The organism is Paramicrobacterium humi (assembly GCF_900105715.1).
Lineage (GTDB): Bacteria > Actinomycetota > Actinomycetes > Actinomycetales > Microbacteriaceae > Paramicrobacterium > Paramicrobacterium humi.
Window position 1 is genome coordinate 799,072 of record NZ_FNRY01000001.1, and the last position, 15,770, is coordinate 814,841.

General features: G+C 66.4%; 15 protein-coding genes. 6 read left to right on the forward strand and 9 right to left on the reverse strand.

Going from position 1 to position 15,770, the window contains the following annotated elements; translation table 11 throughout:
• Positions 1-12 precede the first annotated feature (12 nt).
• From BLV49_RS04020 to BLV49_RS04030, 3 genes are read left to right on the forward strand one after another with little or no spacing between them, the layout of a single operon-like run.
• Positions 13-1,527 (forward strand): glycosyltransferase family 39 protein, encoded by a 1,515-nt coding sequence (locus BLV49_RS04020; protein WP_176980710.1) that lies wholly within the window; start codon positions 13-15, stop codon positions 1,525-1,527.
• A 4-nt stretch (positions 1,528-1,531) separates the two neighbouring features.
• A complete protein-coding gene (locus BLV49_RS04025; RefSeq protein WP_091180147.1) occupies positions 1,532-2,290 on the forward strand; it encodes a polyprenol monophosphomannose synthase in 759 nt (252 codons plus the stop codon).
• Entirely contained in the window at positions 2,277-2,765 is a 489-nt protein-coding gene (locus BLV49_RS04030) for a GtrA family protein (RefSeq protein ID WP_091180151.1), read from the forward strand. Before BLV49_RS04025 ends, BLV49_RS04030 begins: the two co-directional genes overlap by 14 nt.
• A 63-nt stretch (positions 2,766-2,828) precedes the next feature.
• Here BLV49_RS04030 and BLV49_RS04035 read toward each other — a convergent pair whose 3' ends face one another.
• The 3 genes from BLV49_RS04035 to BLV49_RS04045 form a co-directional block, all read right to left on the reverse strand.
• On the reverse strand, positions 2,829-2,927 hold the full coding sequence (locus BLV49_RS04035; RefSeq protein ID WP_003792170.1) for a 30S ribosomal protein bS22: 99 nt from the start codon (positions 2,925-2,927) through the stop codon (positions 2,829-2,831).
• A gap of 103 nt (positions 2,928-3,030) precedes the next feature.
• Positions 3,031-3,225: a helix-turn-helix domain-containing protein gene (locus tag BLV49_RS04040; RefSeq protein ID WP_091180155.1), complete on the reverse strand. Its 195-nt coding sequence runs from the start codon at positions 3,223-3,225 to the stop codon at positions 3,031-3,033.
• Between the two features lie 101 nt (positions 3,226-3,326).
• A complete protein-coding gene (locus BLV49_RS04045) occupies positions 3,327-3,764 on the reverse strand; it encodes an ArsR/SmtB family transcription factor (protein ID WP_091180159.1) in 438 nt (145 codons plus the stop codon).
• 71 nt (positions 3,765-3,835) lie between these two features.
• Between BLV49_RS04045 and BLV49_RS04050 the strand changes: the two genes are divergently transcribed.
• The gene (locus BLV49_RS04050) at positions 3,836-5,275 is read left to right on the forward strand and encodes a TrkH family potassium uptake protein (protein ID WP_091180163.1); all 1,440 of its coding nucleotides are present in this window, start codon (positions 3,836-3,838) and stop codon (positions 5,273-5,275) included.
• Positions 5,268-5,936: a potassium channel family protein gene (locus BLV49_RS04055; RefSeq protein WP_091180167.1), complete on the forward strand. Its 669-nt coding sequence runs from the start codon at positions 5,268-5,270 to the stop codon at positions 5,934-5,936. The genes BLV49_RS04050 and BLV49_RS04055 overlap by 8 nt, the downstream gene beginning before the upstream one ends.
• A 9-nt stretch (positions 5,937-5,945) precedes the next feature.
• Here the strand turns inward: BLV49_RS04055 and proC are convergent, their stop codons facing one another.
• Positions 5,946-6,791: a pyrroline-5-carboxylate reductase gene (gene proC, locus BLV49_RS04060; protein WP_091180170.1), complete on the reverse strand. Its 846-nt coding sequence runs from the start codon at positions 6,789-6,791 to the stop codon at positions 5,946-5,948.
• 74 nt (positions 6,792-6,865) lie between these two features.
• Between proC and BLV49_RS04065 the strand changes: the two genes are divergently transcribed.
• Positions 6,866-8,755: a DUF5107 domain-containing protein gene (locus BLV49_RS04065; RefSeq protein ID WP_091180174.1), complete on the forward strand. Its 1,890-nt coding sequence runs from the start codon at positions 6,866-6,868 to the stop codon at positions 8,753-8,755.
• A 7-nt stretch (positions 8,756-8,762) separates the two neighbouring features.
• On the opposite strand, the gene BLV49_RS04070 is transcribed toward BLV49_RS04065, so the two are convergent.
• The 5 genes from BLV49_RS04070 to BLV49_RS04090 are packed head-to-tail and all read right to left on the reverse strand — an operon-like array spanning position 8,763 to position 15,768.
• Positions 8,763-9,941 (reverse strand): Wadjet anti-phage system protein JetD domain-containing protein, encoded by a 1,179-nt coding sequence (locus tag BLV49_RS04070; protein WP_091180178.1) that lies wholly within the window; start codon positions 9,939-9,941, stop codon positions 8,763-8,765.
• Entirely contained in the window at positions 9,938-13,309 is a 3,372-nt protein-coding gene (locus BLV49_RS04075) for an ATP-binding protein (protein ID WP_091180181.1), read from the reverse strand. Before BLV49_RS04075 ends, BLV49_RS04070 begins: the two co-directional genes overlap by 4 nt.
• Complete coding sequence (locus BLV49_RS04080) at positions 13,302-13,916, reverse strand: DUF4194 domain-containing protein (protein ID WP_091180185.1); 615 nt, start codon at positions 13,914-13,916, stop codon at positions 13,302-13,304. Before BLV49_RS04080 ends, BLV49_RS04075 begins: the two co-directional genes overlap by 8 nt.
• Positions 13,913-15,343: a DUF3375 domain-containing protein gene (locus BLV49_RS04085; RefSeq protein ID WP_091180191.1), complete on the reverse strand. Its 1,431-nt coding sequence runs from the start codon at positions 15,341-15,343 to the stop codon at positions 13,913-13,915. Before BLV49_RS04085 ends, BLV49_RS04080 begins: the two co-directional genes overlap by 4 nt.
• 53 nt (positions 15,344-15,396) lie before the next feature.
• On the reverse strand, positions 15,397-15,768 hold the full coding sequence (locus tag BLV49_RS04090) for a type II toxin-antitoxin system VapC family toxin (RefSeq protein WP_091180194.1): 372 nt from the start codon (positions 15,766-15,768) through the stop codon (positions 15,397-15,399).
• Between the last annotated feature and the right edge of the window lie 2 nt (positions 15,769-15,770).

Here is a 15,770-nt window from a genome sequence, read left to right on the forward strand (position 1 = left end):
AGGAGGCGGCGGATGCTCACAACGCTCGACGCACGCCATGCACACCTCCGTCCGCTGCACGCTCTCGCACACGCGACAGCCGCGCGAGTGTCGGCGACGGCCGGCATCGGAGTGTTCGCCGGCGCGCTCTCGCTTGTGGGCGCTGGCACCCCGTCGTATTGGGGCGATGAGGCTGCGAGCGTGCTTGCCGCCGCCCGCCCGCTTCCCGTCCTCTTCGGCATGCTCGGGCACATCGACGCCGTTCATGGCGTTTACTACGTCTTCCTGCACTACTGGATCGCGCTCGTCGGCTCCTCGGAGGCCGCGGTTCGCCTTCCGAGCTCCGTCGCTGTCGGCGTCGCGGCCGCGGGGACCGTCGTTCTCGCGCGTCGCTTGTTCGGCACGCCGAGCGGGATCATCGCGGGGCTGCTCTTCGCGGTGATTCCGCAAGTGACGCGGATGGGCGTCGAAGCGCGATCGTACGCGTTCAGCATGGCCGCTGCCGTGTGGCTGACGGTCTTCGTCGTCGTTCTCGTGCGCCGGCGGGTGTCGGACTGGCGGCTCTGGGCGCTGTACGCGCTCGCGTCCGCGGCATCCGTCTACCTGTTCTTGTACCTGGTGTTCCTTCTCGCGGCCCACTTCGTCGGCGTGCTGCTCTTCCGGGCCGGCCGTGCGACGATGTGGCGCTGGGCGGCGTCGGCGGGGCTCGCACTCGTGCTCGCGACGCCGATCCTTGCGCTCGGCTTCGCGCAACGCGGCCAGATCGCCTTCCTCGCTCGGCGCGACTATGCAACGGCGAGCTCGGTGTTCGTGCACCAGTGGTTCGGCACGCTCGGCTTCGCTCTCGCCGCGTGGGCGCTGATCGCGCTCGCCCTCATCGGGGTGCTCACACGGCGTGTGGCCGAGTGGCGCGGCGCGGCGCTCGTGGGCGTCTGGGGTTTCGTGCCGAGCGGTCTGCTGATCGCGGGCAATGACGTCGTGAGCCCGATGTACAACCTCCGCTACGTCACGTTCTGCGTGCCCGCCGTCGCGGTCGTCATGGCGCTCGGGCTCGTCACGCTCGGCGGCGTCTTCCGCGATCGGGCGGCGCGCCTGACGGCAGTCGCTCTCGGCATCGGCCTCGTGGCGGGTCTCGCCGCGCCTTCGTACATCGCCCAGCGCGGTCCGGTCGGGAAGGACGGCGGCAGCGATCTGAGGCAGACCGCTCAGGCGATAGCGGCGAACGCCACCTCGGGCGATGCTGTCGTCTTCGACGAGTCGGTGAAGCCGTCGCGGCGTCCGCGACTCGCAGCGGATCTGTACCCCGCGTCGTTCGCGGGACTCGACGATGTCGCGCTCGAGCGCTCGTACCGCGGCCGAACGGCCTTGTGGGACGAGGTCGCCCCGCTGCCGGCCCTGGCCGGGAATCTCGCGCCGCACCGCGTCGTATGGGCTGTCGAGGAGTCGCTCGCCAGCCCCGACGTCTCGACGCTTCGGTCGTTCGGCTATTCGGTCGCGGAGACGATCGACGTGCACCGCACCGTCATCTACAAACTCGTCAAGGAGTGATCTCATGACCCGCACCATCGCCGTCCTCCCGACCTACAACGAGCGGGACAATCTGCCCCTCGTGATGCGCCGGCTGCGCGCCGCCGTGCCGGAGCTCGAGATCCTCATCGTCGATGACGCCTCACCCGACGGGACCGGTGTGCTCGCCGACCAGCTCGCCGCGAGCGATCCGCGATTACGCGTGCTCCATCGCGTCGGCAGAGGCGGGCTCGGCAGCGCGTACCGTGAGGGCTTCGCCTGGGCGCTCGAGCACGGAGCCGATGTCATCGTCGAGATGGATGCCGACGGCTCGCATCGACCCGAGGACCTGCCCGCGCTGCTCGGCGCCCTTGCGGGCGCTGATCTCGCCGTTGGCTCGCGGTGGGTCGCGGGCGGCGGGACGATCGACTGGCCGTACCGGCGTCGGCTGCTGTCGCGCGCCGGCAGCGCGTACGCGCGCCTCGCCCTCGGCATCCGTCAACACGACGTGACCGGCGGCTACCGTGCCTTCCGCGCAGACGCGCTCGCCGTGCTCGAGACCCGGAGCATGGACAGCCAGGGCTACAGCTTCCAGATCGAGGTGCTGTGGCACGCCGCCCAGGCGCGGCTGCGAGTGGCGGAAGTGCCGATCATCTTCGCGGAGCGCTTGAGCGGGCGGTCGAAGATGAGCGGCCGCATCGTGGCGGAGGCCATGGTCCGCGTCACCGCCTGGGGGCTCCGTGACCTTCCGCGGCGCCTGCGCGCAATCGACCACGTTCCGGAGGGCCGCCGTGTCCCTGCGTAGTTCGGCGCTCGTCTCCGACGCCTCGCTCTTCGCGCTCGTCGGCGGAGTCGGCCTGCTCGTCGACGTCGGCACGTTCAACCTGATCGCCTACTCGGCCCTGCGGCCGGCGGGAAGCGCGCTCGTGCTCACGGCGAAAGTGATCGCGACGCTTGCCGCGGTCACCGTGAATTGGATCGGGAACCGCTATCTGACCTTCCGCAGCCGGCGCCGCATCGACACCCTCCGCGAGGCCGTCGAGTTCGCGACCGTGAGCCTCGCGGGCGGCGCGATAGCGCTCTGGTGCCTGTGGCTCTCGCACGATGTCCTGCGCCTGACGTCGCCGCTTGCCGATAACGTGTCGGCGAACGTTGTCGGTCTCGCCCTCGGCTCCGCGTTCCGCTTCGCGCTCTACCGGTACTGGGTGTTCGCGGCGGCGCGCACCCACGGCGCGCCCGCCGTGCTCCCGCAGGCGGACCAGACGTCGGCTCGCTCGTGAGATGCGGGTGCCGCGCACCAAAAAGCGCCAGGCCGCGTGGCCTGACGCTTCGGTGTCGCTTGCTTACTTCTTGTTGCGACGCTGGTGGCGAGTCTTGCGAAGCAGCTTGCGGTGCTTCTTCTTCGCCATGCGCTTGCGGCGCTTCTTGATAACTGAACCCACGAAAACCTCACAAAAGTATCGGGTCTGGCCGCGCGTGCCGCGGCCGGCAGAAAAATGCCTCGGACCAGTTTACCTGATGATGCGAGGCGCTGGCGCCGCCCGCCTACGCGGTGTCGGCGACGTGCCGCGTGAGCGCCGCCGCGATAGCCGATTCCGGCACACGGAAGGAGCGTCCGAAGCGGATCGCGGGAAGCTCCCCCGCGTGCACCATGCGGTACACCGTCATCTTCGACACGCGCATCATGTCGGCGACTTCGGCGACCGTCAGGAAGCGCACGTCGTCAAAATCCTTGGCCATGCGTCCTCCTTCCAGCATCCGAACGGCACGATCTCACCCAACATTACTGAGAGAAGCGAGTGGTTGTCGAGCGGATGACGGATGCCGGGAGGCGACGCGCCTCAGCGGCCCAGCCGTTTGCCCATCGCCGTGACGGCGCTCGATACCTTCTGACGAGTGCCGGCGGCGACGTGCCCGATGGCGTCGGCGACCTGCCGCGCCTGCTCCGGAAGGTGCGCCTGGATCTCGCTCGCGAGGTCCTGTTCACCGAAATCGACGCTGAGGAACGGGATCAGCCAGTCCTCCACCGTCTCGAGCGGAGCGTAGTCGAGGCTGTAGTAGCGGTGCTGTCCTTCTTCCCGCACCTCGACGAGCCCCGCTTCGCGAAGCACCTTGAGGTGCTTCGACACCGTCGGCTGGCTGAGCCCCAGCTGCGCCACGATCTCTGACACGCTCGTGCCGCGTACGGCACCGTTCGTCTCCGGTGCGTGACGATCGAGAAGCACGTGCAGGATGTCCCGTCGGGTGCTGTCCGCGATCACATCGAAAATGTCGGCCATGCCTCAAGGTTAGTGAGTCCCCCGGCGGAGTACCATGGCAACCGTTCGCGTCCGGGCTGAGGAGGGGCTAGATGGCACGCAAGCGCACCGTCCCCACGCCGCTCCTCACCTTCACGCGGGTGGGAAGACTGCGCGAGGCCGTCAACGATTTCACGACACGGTCGCCCTCCCGATTCGCGATCCTCGTCTTCGGCTCGCTCGTTCTGCTCTTCACTCTGCTGTTCTCGCTCCCCGCCGCGTCGGCGACGCGCAGCTGGACCCCGCTCGCGGATGCGTTCTTCACGGCGATGTCGGTGATCTGCGTCACGGGGCTCTCGACGGTGAACATGGCCACGCACTGGTCATGGTTCGGAGACGTGCTCGTCGTCGTCGGCGTGCAGATCGGCGCGGTCGGCGTGCTGACGCTCGCCTCGATCCTCGGCCTCGTGATCTCGCGGCGACTCGGTCTGCGGGCGAAGCTCGTCGCGGCATCCGACAGCAACCCGCTGCGCGTGCACCACGGCCCCGTGGCGGAGGGCCAGGCCGTTCGACTCGGCGACATCGGAAACCTGCTGCTGACGGTGATCGTGAGCCTCTTCGTCATCGAGGCCGGACTCGCGGTGCTGCTGTGCGTCCGCATGCTGTTCGACGGCATCGCGCTCAGCGAGGCCGTCACCCACAGCATCTACTACTCGGCCATGTCGTTCACGAACACGGGGTTCACGCCCAACGAGCTCGGCCTCGGCCGGTTCGCGAACGACCACTGGTTCCTCACGATCCTCATGCTCGGCGTGTTCCTCGGCTCTCTCGGCTTCCCGGTCATCTTCGCGCTGCGTCGGCACTTGTGGCGCCCGCGGCAGTGGTCGCTGCACGTCAAGCTCACGCTCATCACGACGATCATCCTGATCTTCGTCGGCGCAGCCGTGTTCGTCGCACTCGAGTACGACAACCCGCTGACGTTCGGCAAGCTCGACGCGGGGAGCACTGCTTACCAGTCCGTCTTCCTTTCGATGATGACCCGGTCGGGCGGCTTCTCCACGATCGACATCTCCGATCTCAACGGTTCGAGCCTGCTCGTGGCCGACATGCTCATGTTCGTCGGCGGCGGCTCCGCCTCGACGGCGGGCGGCATCAAGGTCACGACCCTCGCCGTGCTCGTTCTCGCCGCCTGGGCAGAGGCCCGTGGCCGCCTCGATATCACGGCCTTCGGCCGCCGCATCCCGGGTGACGTCGTGCGCGTCGCGATCTCGGTGTTCTTCTGGGGAGCGACGATCGTCGCCATCTCGACGATCGTGCTGCTGCAGATCACGAAAGAGCCGCTCGATCGCGTGCTCTTCGACGTCATCTCCGGGTTCGGCACCGTCGGGCTCTCGACAGGCCTCGCGGAGGATCTCCCCACCGCCGGAAAGTACGTTCTCGCGCTCACGATGTTCATGGGTCGCGTTGGTACAGTGACCTTGGCCGCGGCCGTCGCCTCGACGAGCAACGGCCGCTTGTTCAGACGTCCGGAAGAGAGGCCGATCGTTGGTTGATCGCATCAAGCACGACACTCCGGTGCTCATCATCGGCCTCGGTCGCTTCGGCGCTGCATGCGCGGGCGAGCTCGACCGCCTCGACCGCGAGGTCCTCGCCATCGACGAGGACGAGGGGCTCGTGCAGAAGTGGGCCGACCGCATCACGCACACGGTGCAGGCGGACGCGCGCAACATCGAGGCGCTCAAGCAGATCGGCGCGCAGGACTTCTCCGTCGCCGTCGTCGCCGTCGGTTCCTCGATCGAGGCGTCAGTTCTCATCACGGCGAACCTCGTCGACATGAAGATCCCGCAGATCTGGGCGAAGGCCGTGTCGCAGTCGCACGGGAAGATCCTCAAGCGCGTGGGCGCGAACCACGTGATCTATCCCGAAGCCGAGGCCGGCGAGCGCGTCGCACACCTCGTGAACGGGCGGATGCTCGACTTCATCCAGTTCGACGACGACTTCGCGCTCGTGAAGATGTACCCGCCGAAGCCGATCCGCGGGAAGAACCTCACCGAGTCGGGAGTGCGGACGAAGCACCACGTCACCGTCGTCGGCGTGAAGTCCCCCGGCAAGCCGTTCACCTACGCGACAGCCGAGACTGTCGTCTCCGACCACGACCTCATCATCGTCTCCGGATCGTCCGCCGACATCGAGAAGTTCTCGGCGCTCGGCTGACCGGACCGCTCAGGCGCCGGCCGCGAGCTCGCGGGCCCGCGCGAGAGCGGCATCCGTCGCCCGCGTGAAGAGGCCGTGCAAACCGCCCTGCTGCAGCACTTCGATCGCCTTCTCGGTGGTGCCCTTCGGGCTCGTCACCTGGATGCGCAGCTGCTCCGGGGTCTTGCCCGAGCGCACAAGCAGCTCGGCGGCGCCCGCGAACGTTCCGTTGACGAGAACGGCCGCCTGCGCGGGAGTGAAGCCCTTGTCGAGAGCCGCGCGCGTGAACTCCTCGATGAGGTAGAAGACGTAAGCGGGCCCGGAGCCGGAGATCGTGGAGAGCGCGTCGATCTGGTCCTCCGGCACCTCGACGACCTCGCCGACCGTCGCGAACACGGCGTGCGCGAGGGCGAGGTCCTCGGCGCTCGAGCGTGTGCCGGCCGCGAGCCCCGTGACGCCCTTGCCGACGAGGGACGGAGTGTTCGGCATGGCGCGGATGACGGCGACGCCTTCGGGCAGGATCTGCTCGAACGTCGCGACGGTGACGCCGGCCGCGACGCTCACCACGACCGTGCCGGGCTCGAGCGCGTCGGCGATCTCACGCAGCAGGTCGGGCACCATGGCCGGCTTCACGCCGACGAGTACGACCTTCGCCCCGTCGACGGCCCGCACGTTCGCATCGGGCGTCTGCTGCAGCGCATACGAGGTGACGCCGTCGTTGTCGGCAAGCGCCTGCGCCTTCTCGGGGGTGCGGTTCGTGACCCGGACGCCGCCCTCCACGGTCACGCCAGGCTGCAGCAGCCCCGAGAGGATGGCGGAGCCCATCGAGCCGGTTCCGAGGATCGCGATGGCGGGGAGTGTCGTTGCGGTGCTCATTGCTCCATCCTAGAAGCGCCGCTGCGGCTACGATCGAGTCACCCGTGCAACGATGCAGACGAAAGCGACGCGCCATGACCGCCGTTCGGACCGAGCTCTTCACCCTCCCCGCCGCCGCTCTCGGCGAGCCGAACCCGCTCGCCGCCGTCGCCGACACGTCCGAGCCGCCGTACGCGGTGAGCGGCGCCCTACCCGAGGAGATCGCGGCCGGCATGGGCTTCGGCGGCGTGCGCAACCTCTTCCCCTACACGATGCAAGACGGCTACGAGCGCGAGCTCGCGCCGACCGCGTTCGAATCCGTCGTGATCGAGAACGCGCACGTGCGCGCCCGTGTGCTGCCGCAGCTCGGCGGGCGCATCTGGTCGCTGCGCGACCTCGACCGCGGCGTCGAGCTGCTGCACGAGAACTCGGCGGTGCAGTACGCGAACCTCGCCCTGCGCGATGCGTGGTTCGCGGGCGGCATCGAGTGGAACATCGGCACGCGCGGCCACTCGCCGCACACGGCGAGCCCCCTCCACACCGCGATCGTCGAGACGGAGGCCGGCGGCATCCTGCGCCTGTGGGAATTCGACCGGCTGCGCGAGACGGTGTTCCAGGTCGACCTGTGGCTGCCGGAGGATTCGCGCGTGCTGTTCGCGTACGTGCGCATCCAGAACACGTCGGGGCGCGACGCACCCATGTACTGGTGGACGAACGCGGCCGTGCCGCAGACCCCGGCGACGCGCATCCACACGCCGAGCACGAGCTCTGTCGCGACCGGCTACGACGGCGCGATCTCGACCGTCGAGATCACCGACGACATTCTCGCACCTGCCCAAGCGCCCTACGCCGCCGACTACTTCTTCGACCCTGTGCCGGGGCAGCGGCCCTGGGTCGCGGCGACCGACGAGAACGGCGACGGGCTCGCCCTGCTCTCGACCGAGCGGCTGCGGGGCCGCAAACTGTTCTGCTGGGGAGAGGGCGCGGGCGGGCATCGCTGGCAGCGCTGGCTCACTCCCGACGGCCGGCACTACGCCGAGATCCAGTCCGGACTCGCGCGCACCCAGTTCGAGCATCTGCTGCTGCCCGCGGGCGAGAGCTGGGACTGGGTCGAGGCGTACGGCAATATCGCGACAGGCGGGTCGGATGCCGCTGCCGCGGCGCACCGCGTCGAGGCGCTGTGGCCGGCAGCGACGATGGACCGCGCGCTCGAGAACGCGCGCTCGCACGCCGACCTGCCGCCCGGCGCGCCGCTCGTGACGGGGAGTGGCTGGGGCGCCCTGGAGCAGCGACGGCGCGAGGCCGCAGGACTACCGCCCGTCGGCTCGGCGGGAACGCGGTTCGAGACGGTGACGCCGGAGATCGGCGTGTGGCTCGAGCTGCTCGAGACCGGCGCGCTGCCCGCCGCGAACCGCCGCGAGCTGCACCCCTCCTACGTGCGCGGCGAGGCGTGGGAACGACTGCTCGAACAGGCTCCCCGCACGTGGAGCACGACGGCACACCTTGGCGCGATGGCACACGCGCGCGGCGATATCGAGCGCGCCGGCGCCTACTACGCCGCGTCGTTCGCGCTCGCGCCGAACATGCCCGCACTCCGCGGCCGCGCGCGGCTGAGGATCGAGACGGGACGAACGGAACAGGCGGCGAACGACTACCTCGCCGCCGTCGGCTACGCTCTGCCCGCCGCACAGCGCGCGCTCGTCGTCGAGGGCGCCACCGTGCTGCTCGAGGCCGGCGACACGGCCGGGGCGCTGCGCGTCATCGACCGCGCCGACAGCGACGTTCGCGGAATCGGCCGTGTGCGCTTCCTTCGGGCGAGCGCCCTGCACCGGCTGGGCCGCGACGACGAGGCGGGGCAGATGCTGCACGAGGGCATCGAAGTGGCTAACCTCCGGGAGGGCGACGAGACCGTCTCCGACCTGTGGTCCACGGTGTTCCCCGACGAGCAGCTGCCGGTCGACTACGACTTCCGCATGAAAGTGTGAGCACCCGCTATTTCGTCGCGGCGAGACGTGTCTCGACCCAGCTCCAGTCGACGCGCTCCTGCTCGAGGCGCACGCCTCTCCCGTGTCGATCAGTGACCAGATCAGCGTACAGATCCGACTCATCGTCCGTGAGCCGAGGCAACGCCGTGTTTGTGGGCGTCGGCTCGCTTCCCCAGCGCGACCGATGCTTCAGCAGCGTCTCGCGATCCATGAGTACCGAGCGCACGTTTGGCAGGTGGGCACGAACCCGATCGAGAATCGCGAAACCGTGAGTGTCAATGTCGCCCCAGTAGAGAGCGTTGCCCTGAACGGCCGCCCCTCGCAACCAGTCAAGGGAAGCCGGCTGTGACGCGTCGTAGCCTTTGCCGTACAGCACGACTCCACGAGGCGGCACGGGCGCGCTGAGATAGCTGATCTCGTTCTCGACGATGATCGCCCATGAGATGTCTGGTTCAAATCCAAGCAGCTCATCGAGCCGAAATTCCGCTTCCGTGATACCGGCCGGCATCCCGAAGAGGCCAGGGTCGAACCTCATTCGGATCAGGCTTGGCTTCAGCGCGAAACCGAGCGCGTTCGTGAAGCCGGCCGCGCTGGACGGGACATTCAGCATCTCCGCAAGGACACTGCGGTGGCGCTCGAACAGCTTCGTATCGACTCCGGGCGCATCAACTTGCCGCAGATACAGGCCGGAACCGCGGTTCCACTCGAGCCAGTCGCGCGCGGCGAGGATCGCGTTCCAGTCGTCGGCGCGTTCGAGCGCACGGATCGGGTGTGCGAGCACCCAGTCGCGTACCGCAGGTACATGACGAGAGGCAGCGAGCAGCCCGTCGAAGATCGCGAGTTCACTGCCCGCAGCCCCGCCGCGAATGCCGAGGACCCGCCACGCCTGCTCGAAGCTTTCGACCACAGCGCGCGAAGGGATTTCCGTGCGACCGAGATGCCGGCCACCCACGGATCGCGTCACAACACGGAAGCGTTGTCCGTCGCCAGACGCGCGCTCAAGCGCTGCCGCCCAGCGCCGTGCTTCGTCAAAACGATCGGCGAGATCCGCCGCCGTCGGGCCGCGCAACGGCACGTCCACCGCATCGAACGGCTCACGCAGCGCGTATGCGCGCAGCAGCGCACCCGAGACCCACCGACGTCGCAGCTTCGACTCGATGTCCGCCGGGGTCGTCCATTCGTTCACGCGGCTCCCGCCGCACGCCGTTCGCGGTACTCCTCGACAGTGAGCGTGTGCACCCGGGAGGCGGAGCCCTCCGGATTGTCGACGAATCCGATCGAGCTCACGTAGGGCTCAATCACGTGGACCTTCTGCAAGGGCGTGACGATGAGAAGCTGCAGCCCGAGCTTCTCGAACAGTTCGAGCGCGTACCGCGTCGACTGATCCGACCCACGCCCGAATGCCTCGTCGATGACGACGAACCTGAAATCCTTGGACTTCTCGACGCCCCATTCCAGACCAAACTGGTAGGCGAGCGAGGCCGCGAGGATGGTGTAGGCGAGCTTCTCCTTCTGACCCCCGGACTTGCCATCCGAATCGGTGTAGTGCTCATGCTCGAGCCCTGACTCTCGGTCGCGCTCCGACGCAGCGAACGTATACCAGTTGCGGACATCGGTGACGCGCACCGTCCACGCCTTATCTGCGTCGGCATGGTTAGGGCGGCCCTTGAACTTCTCGATCAGCACGCGCACGCGCTCGAACCTCTGCTCGGCGTCGACCTCCTCTCCGCCGAGGAGGTCTCCCGTCGCAGCGCGGAGATCGGAACGGAAATCGCGTATCTCCGTATTCACCGTCGGCTCTGCAACGAGCCTGATGACACGGCCCGGGTTGTAGTCGATCGCGCCGAGCGCCTCGTTGATCGTCTCAACGCGACCGCGGATCTCCTCCGACTGTCTGCCCAGCCACGCGTTGAACTGGGCGAGTTCCCGAACTGCCTCGGTGTTGAGCTGTCGCTTGAACTCCGCCTCGAAGCGCGGAAGGTCATCACTCTTCACGCGATCGTGCAAGCGCCGGAATTCTCCGATCGAGGCGATATTGGCATCCATCTCACTCTCGAGTTCCGGCCACAGCCTGAGCACCTCGCTCATCTGCTGCTGAATGCTTGTCGTATGACCGTTCATCTCGCGCTGAGCCGACTCGATCGCGCGCGTCAGCTCGTCGCTCAGTCGCGTCCGAAGCTCGTCACAGGCGTCGACAGTGGTCGGCTGACGCGCGCCCGCCCGCTCGCGTAATGCCGGATACAGCTCACGTGCGGCGATCGCGGATTCGCGCGGAATCAGGGCAAGCGCCTCAGTCGTGCTTGCGCGCCTCGCCTCGAGGCGTTCCAAATCGCCTTCGATGCGCCCCGTACGCGAGAGAGCGGCCTTATAGTCATCGTCAGCTCGCTTTTGCTCGTCCGCGAGTTCCGTGAGCTGCCTGTCGATCTCGGCAAGCCGTGAGGACCCCGCGACGATGCGTTCGCGCTCCTCCCGCAGCGACCGAAGCCGGGCTTGAGCAGCGTCCACGTCGATGTCATCCCAGTTCGCATACTCCTCGAGCCGGTTGAGCGCTGTCTCCGATTCCGTCAGCTTCTTTTCGCGCCGTTCGAGTTCCCTGAGCTCGCCCTCCAGATCTCCGATGCGCGCCTGAACGCCGGCGACTTCCTCAACGAGCGCTGCGATCTTTCTCTCGTTGCTGCGGCCGAGAACCCACCAGCGGGGATCGGACACCGAGTGCCGATCGTCTTTCTCGTGTCGGTCCCGGTCCCGGACAAGGCCCTCGCGCGTCACTGCCCGGTCCTCGAGCTGGAGTTCGGCGACAGTAGACACAAGCCGATGGTCCGCCCGCCGACCGAGTTCGCTTCGCAGGTACTCGGCGAAGTTCCCGGGTTCCACTTCGAGAACATCGCGGAGACGAGCTCCGCTCCCGGCCTCAGCGGGAACGGCCTTCACCCGCCTCTCGGGCACCCTGAGGTACACGAGCCGCGCGTTCAGGTGGTGGGCGTTCACCCATTCAGATACTCGCGCGTACTGCGCCTGCGGTACGAGTAGTGACGTCGCGAACGGGCGGAGCACACGTTCGGCGGCACCCCGCCACTCCAGGTGGTCCGCATCGACATCGACGAGCTCACCCACGAAGGGAAGCTCAGTCACGTCGATGTCCAACGCGGAGCGTAGCTCCTCACGCACGCGAACCAGGTCGCGGGGAAGGTTGTTTCGCCGCTCCTTGAGGCTCGCGATCTCGCCGTCGAGTTCGCGGGCCTGGACCTTCAGCGTGCCGTGTTCCAGCACGAGGGGGTTCTTCGTCTCGTTCAACCGCACGCGTTCGGCGCGCGCACTGTCTCGCGCCGATGCTGCGTCGACGACACGTGAGCGGAAGCTCGCGGTATCCGTCACAGCGTCGAGACCAGCGCGGTGCACGTGATCGTCGAATCGTGCGCGCCGGTCGCTGCGCTGCTTGACAAGCTCTTCCGCGACGGGAACCTCCGCGTCGATCTGGCCCAATCGGTCGCCACCGGCTCCGAGGCGCTCAGCGTGCAACGACTCGCGGCGGGTCACGAGAGACCCACGCGTCCGCTCGAGATCGGCTTGCACGTCCCGTTGCGCGCCCAATTCAGCCTGTGCAGCGTCGATTGCGGCGGTGAGTACGTCGAGCGTCATCTCGGCGGCGAAGGGCACGAGAGCTTCGCGCTCTGCTGTGCTCCGGTCGCGCCGGTTCACGGCGGCCTCGTATCTGTCGGACGCAGCCATGAGAGGACCGAGGTGCGCAAGCTGCGCGGTGGCGCGCTGCACGGCTTCGTGGGCACGCGTGAGGTTCTCGAAGTGGTCGACGATCACGGATACCTTGGGGCTCGCGTCAGCAGGCTCCAGCATGTGGCTGCGCACGAAATCATTCAGATTCCCCACCGATTTCATCGAGACGGTCTGATGGAACAGTTCCATCGCCTGGTCAGAACGAATGCCGAGAAGGCGACGCATCTTCCGCGCGTACTCAGGGAAAGTGTTGTCGATCTCTGCGCCAGCCGCACGCAACCGTGCGCGCAGGTTCTTCAGATCGTCGCCGAACCCACTGAAGTCTGTGCCAATCGCCAACGGCTGAGGCGCTGTGACATAGAACCGTTCCGGCTGGCCCGTGCGGTCCTTCTGGTGAAACACCTGAGCGATTGAAACGGTGTCGCCATAGCCCTCATTGGCGAAGACACCGAGAATCACCGAGTACGCGTTGTGGTTCCGCAGTCCGACCGGACGCGATGTCCCCGTTGCTTCATTCCGCTCGGACCTGTAGTGCCCTTCCACGTAGCTCCGGAGGCTGCGCTCCTTAGCCCCTGCCCCTGCCGCCTTGTTGTAGGAAATCTTGTTCGCGGGCAGTAGCAGCGTCGTGACGGCATCCACGAGGGTGGACTTCCCGCTGCCGATGTCTCCCGTCAGCAGCGAGGTGCTCCCATCCGGCTGGAGGCTCCACACGTGCTTGTCGAAGGTTCCCCAATTGAAAACCTCAAGCCGGTGGAGCCGGTATCCAGTTCGGCCGTTAGCCGACGTATCGAGTTCGAGAGCCGAGAACAGCGTGTCAGTCATCGTCGCCTTCCCCGTCGGTATTGCGTGCGTAATCAGCGAGGCGCTCCGAGAAGCCGGCCATCGCCTCGGCGTCGACATACGCTTTGAGAATGCGGCGAACCTCCCATGCGGGTGTCCTGTTCGATGCTCTTGTGCGTGCACTGCTGAGCGGGTGGAGGAATCCGAGCTTCACTGCTTGGCTAATGGTCTGGTCCACCTGGCGTATCGCGCGGGCTTCGTTCGTCGTCTCCTGAAGAAACACGCGCAGCATCTCGATGATCTGCTCGCGTTCCATGACGAGCTTCCCCTCGCCGCCACCTGCTTCGAACTCGGCCATTCGCTTGCGCAAGAGGAGCAGAAGCAGACTCACGTGGTAGGTCAGGGACCGCCGCTTCACCAGTCGTGGAAGCGGTTCTTCCCCCTCGTCGGGCTCGATCGTCTTCACGAAGGCGTAGCCTTCGGTGTCGTCGACGATCACACCGACACCGATCTCTGAGAAGTGGTCGCGCACGGCCGACGAGTTGCGCTCGAGGGTACGCCACACGTCCTCATGCGTCTCCCGATACACGACGCCCTGCATCAGTTTGATGATCGCGGTTGCGACTGCATGCTCGTCGGTTGTTGTCATAGTCGGGTCACCGTCGTTCTCGGCAGAGTGGCGCGTTTCGGCGTGCCCGCGATGTCCGTGTAGCTGATGATCGTCTCCTCGCCGTCGTGCAGGTCGATGCGGATGTCGTCGTTGCTCAGGGCAAGGTAACCGAGAATCTCGGCCACGCCTTCCTCGATCGGATAGAAGTTGATGATGTCGGTGAGTTCAGCCGTGCTCCGACGCGGGATGAGCGCGCGAATGTTCTCGGCAAGTCTCGTGGCGTCCACGAAGCGCTGCCCGAGCAGCGCATCGTACTCGACGGGTTCCTCGGTTTCAGGTTCGATCATGCTGTCAACTCGGGTCTCGGGCTGGGGCTCGTAGAGTGGCCTCTCGAACGGAAGGCTGATCGGCAGACCGGGTTCGTCGATGACGAGACCGAGCTCAGCGTCAGGCGGCGTGTTTCGCACCTGAATCGCCCTCTGTTCAACGGTCCGCACGATGTCGAGGACGCGTCGGTTTTCAAGCCACACCTGGTCTTCGAGGAACCGGCGCAGTTGCTCCGAGAGGTTGCGAACAGTCTGCTGCGTCCGCTCAGCGGCATCCGCCCAATCATGATGAATGAAACGCAGCCGGCGGTCGACATCGACAACGGGCATCCTCTGGACCGCAAAGATGAGATCCGCGAGTTCCGATTGCCGATGTTCTGACAGGAGGAAGTCATAGAAGGCTTGGAAACTTCGGCCCTGGTCAGACGTGGCGATATCCGTTCGACCCGTGACGAGCTCCGTCAGAAGCTCGCCCTTGCTGCCGTCCCAGCCTGCGATCTTCTCGCGAGCGGTGCGATCGAGCTTGCGGAAATTCTCTTCGACTTCGCGAAAGTCGGAGAGCAGATCGCGGGCCGTGGAAGAGAAAAGCTGATAACGGTCACGGACTGCAGACTCCTCGAGGGGATCCCATCGATTGCTTCGCACCATCTCGATCTGCTCATCGATCTCGGCGCGACGGCGCTCGAGCTCTGCGATTCGCGTCTCAGGATCCGTCTCGCTGCCGTGAACGATCTGGCGCAGGATTTCGATGAGCGTGTGCAGGCGCGACTCGGTTCCGACGAAGCTGCGGCTCTGAAGGTCCTGAACCCACCGATACGCCTTCTCGACGGCCGATGTCGCATCGTAGTGGACCTCATCGGAGTCGACTGGATAGAACTTGCGCAGCCAGCCTCGTTCGGCCTCCGCCCATTCGTCTAGGTATTCCAACGGCTCACGCGTGTACAGCTCCGGATTATGCGCGTGAATCGCATAGAGATGTTCGTCAAACGCATCGACAAGCTGGCTTGCCGACGAGGCGCCGTGGTTCTCCTCGACAAAGAACTGGCCCAAGAACGACAGCACGAGGGGCGCGTTGTTTGCTCGAAGCAGTCGCCAGGCAGGATGCTGATCCCTCAGGCTCGTGATGTCGTCGATGTTCACGGCAGACAGAGTACTCGACACCCCTGACGCGGATTCTGAATCGGGCCGTTCCCCTACAGGCATTCGACGTCGTACAAGCGGATACGTTCGTCGATGCTCACAAGAACGAGGTCCTCGACCCGCGCTTGAGCAACAAGCATTCGGTCAAATGGATCCCGATGATGCCACGACATCGTGCGCAGCTCTTCAGCGTGTGCAGCGTCGAACGCGAGCAGCTCGAACCCGCTGCCGAGAACGACCTCAGCAACCTCGGTAGGAGCCTCGAGCTTGCCAATTGAGACCATGATCGAGATCTCGGCGATGGAGACGCTGGACACGAAAACGTGATTGGACGGGTCGGCGATCAGCTGCCGGTGATCGGAAGCAAGCCTGGGATCATTCGCGACCCACCACAGCAATATGTGCGTGTCCAACAGCAGCCGCACTG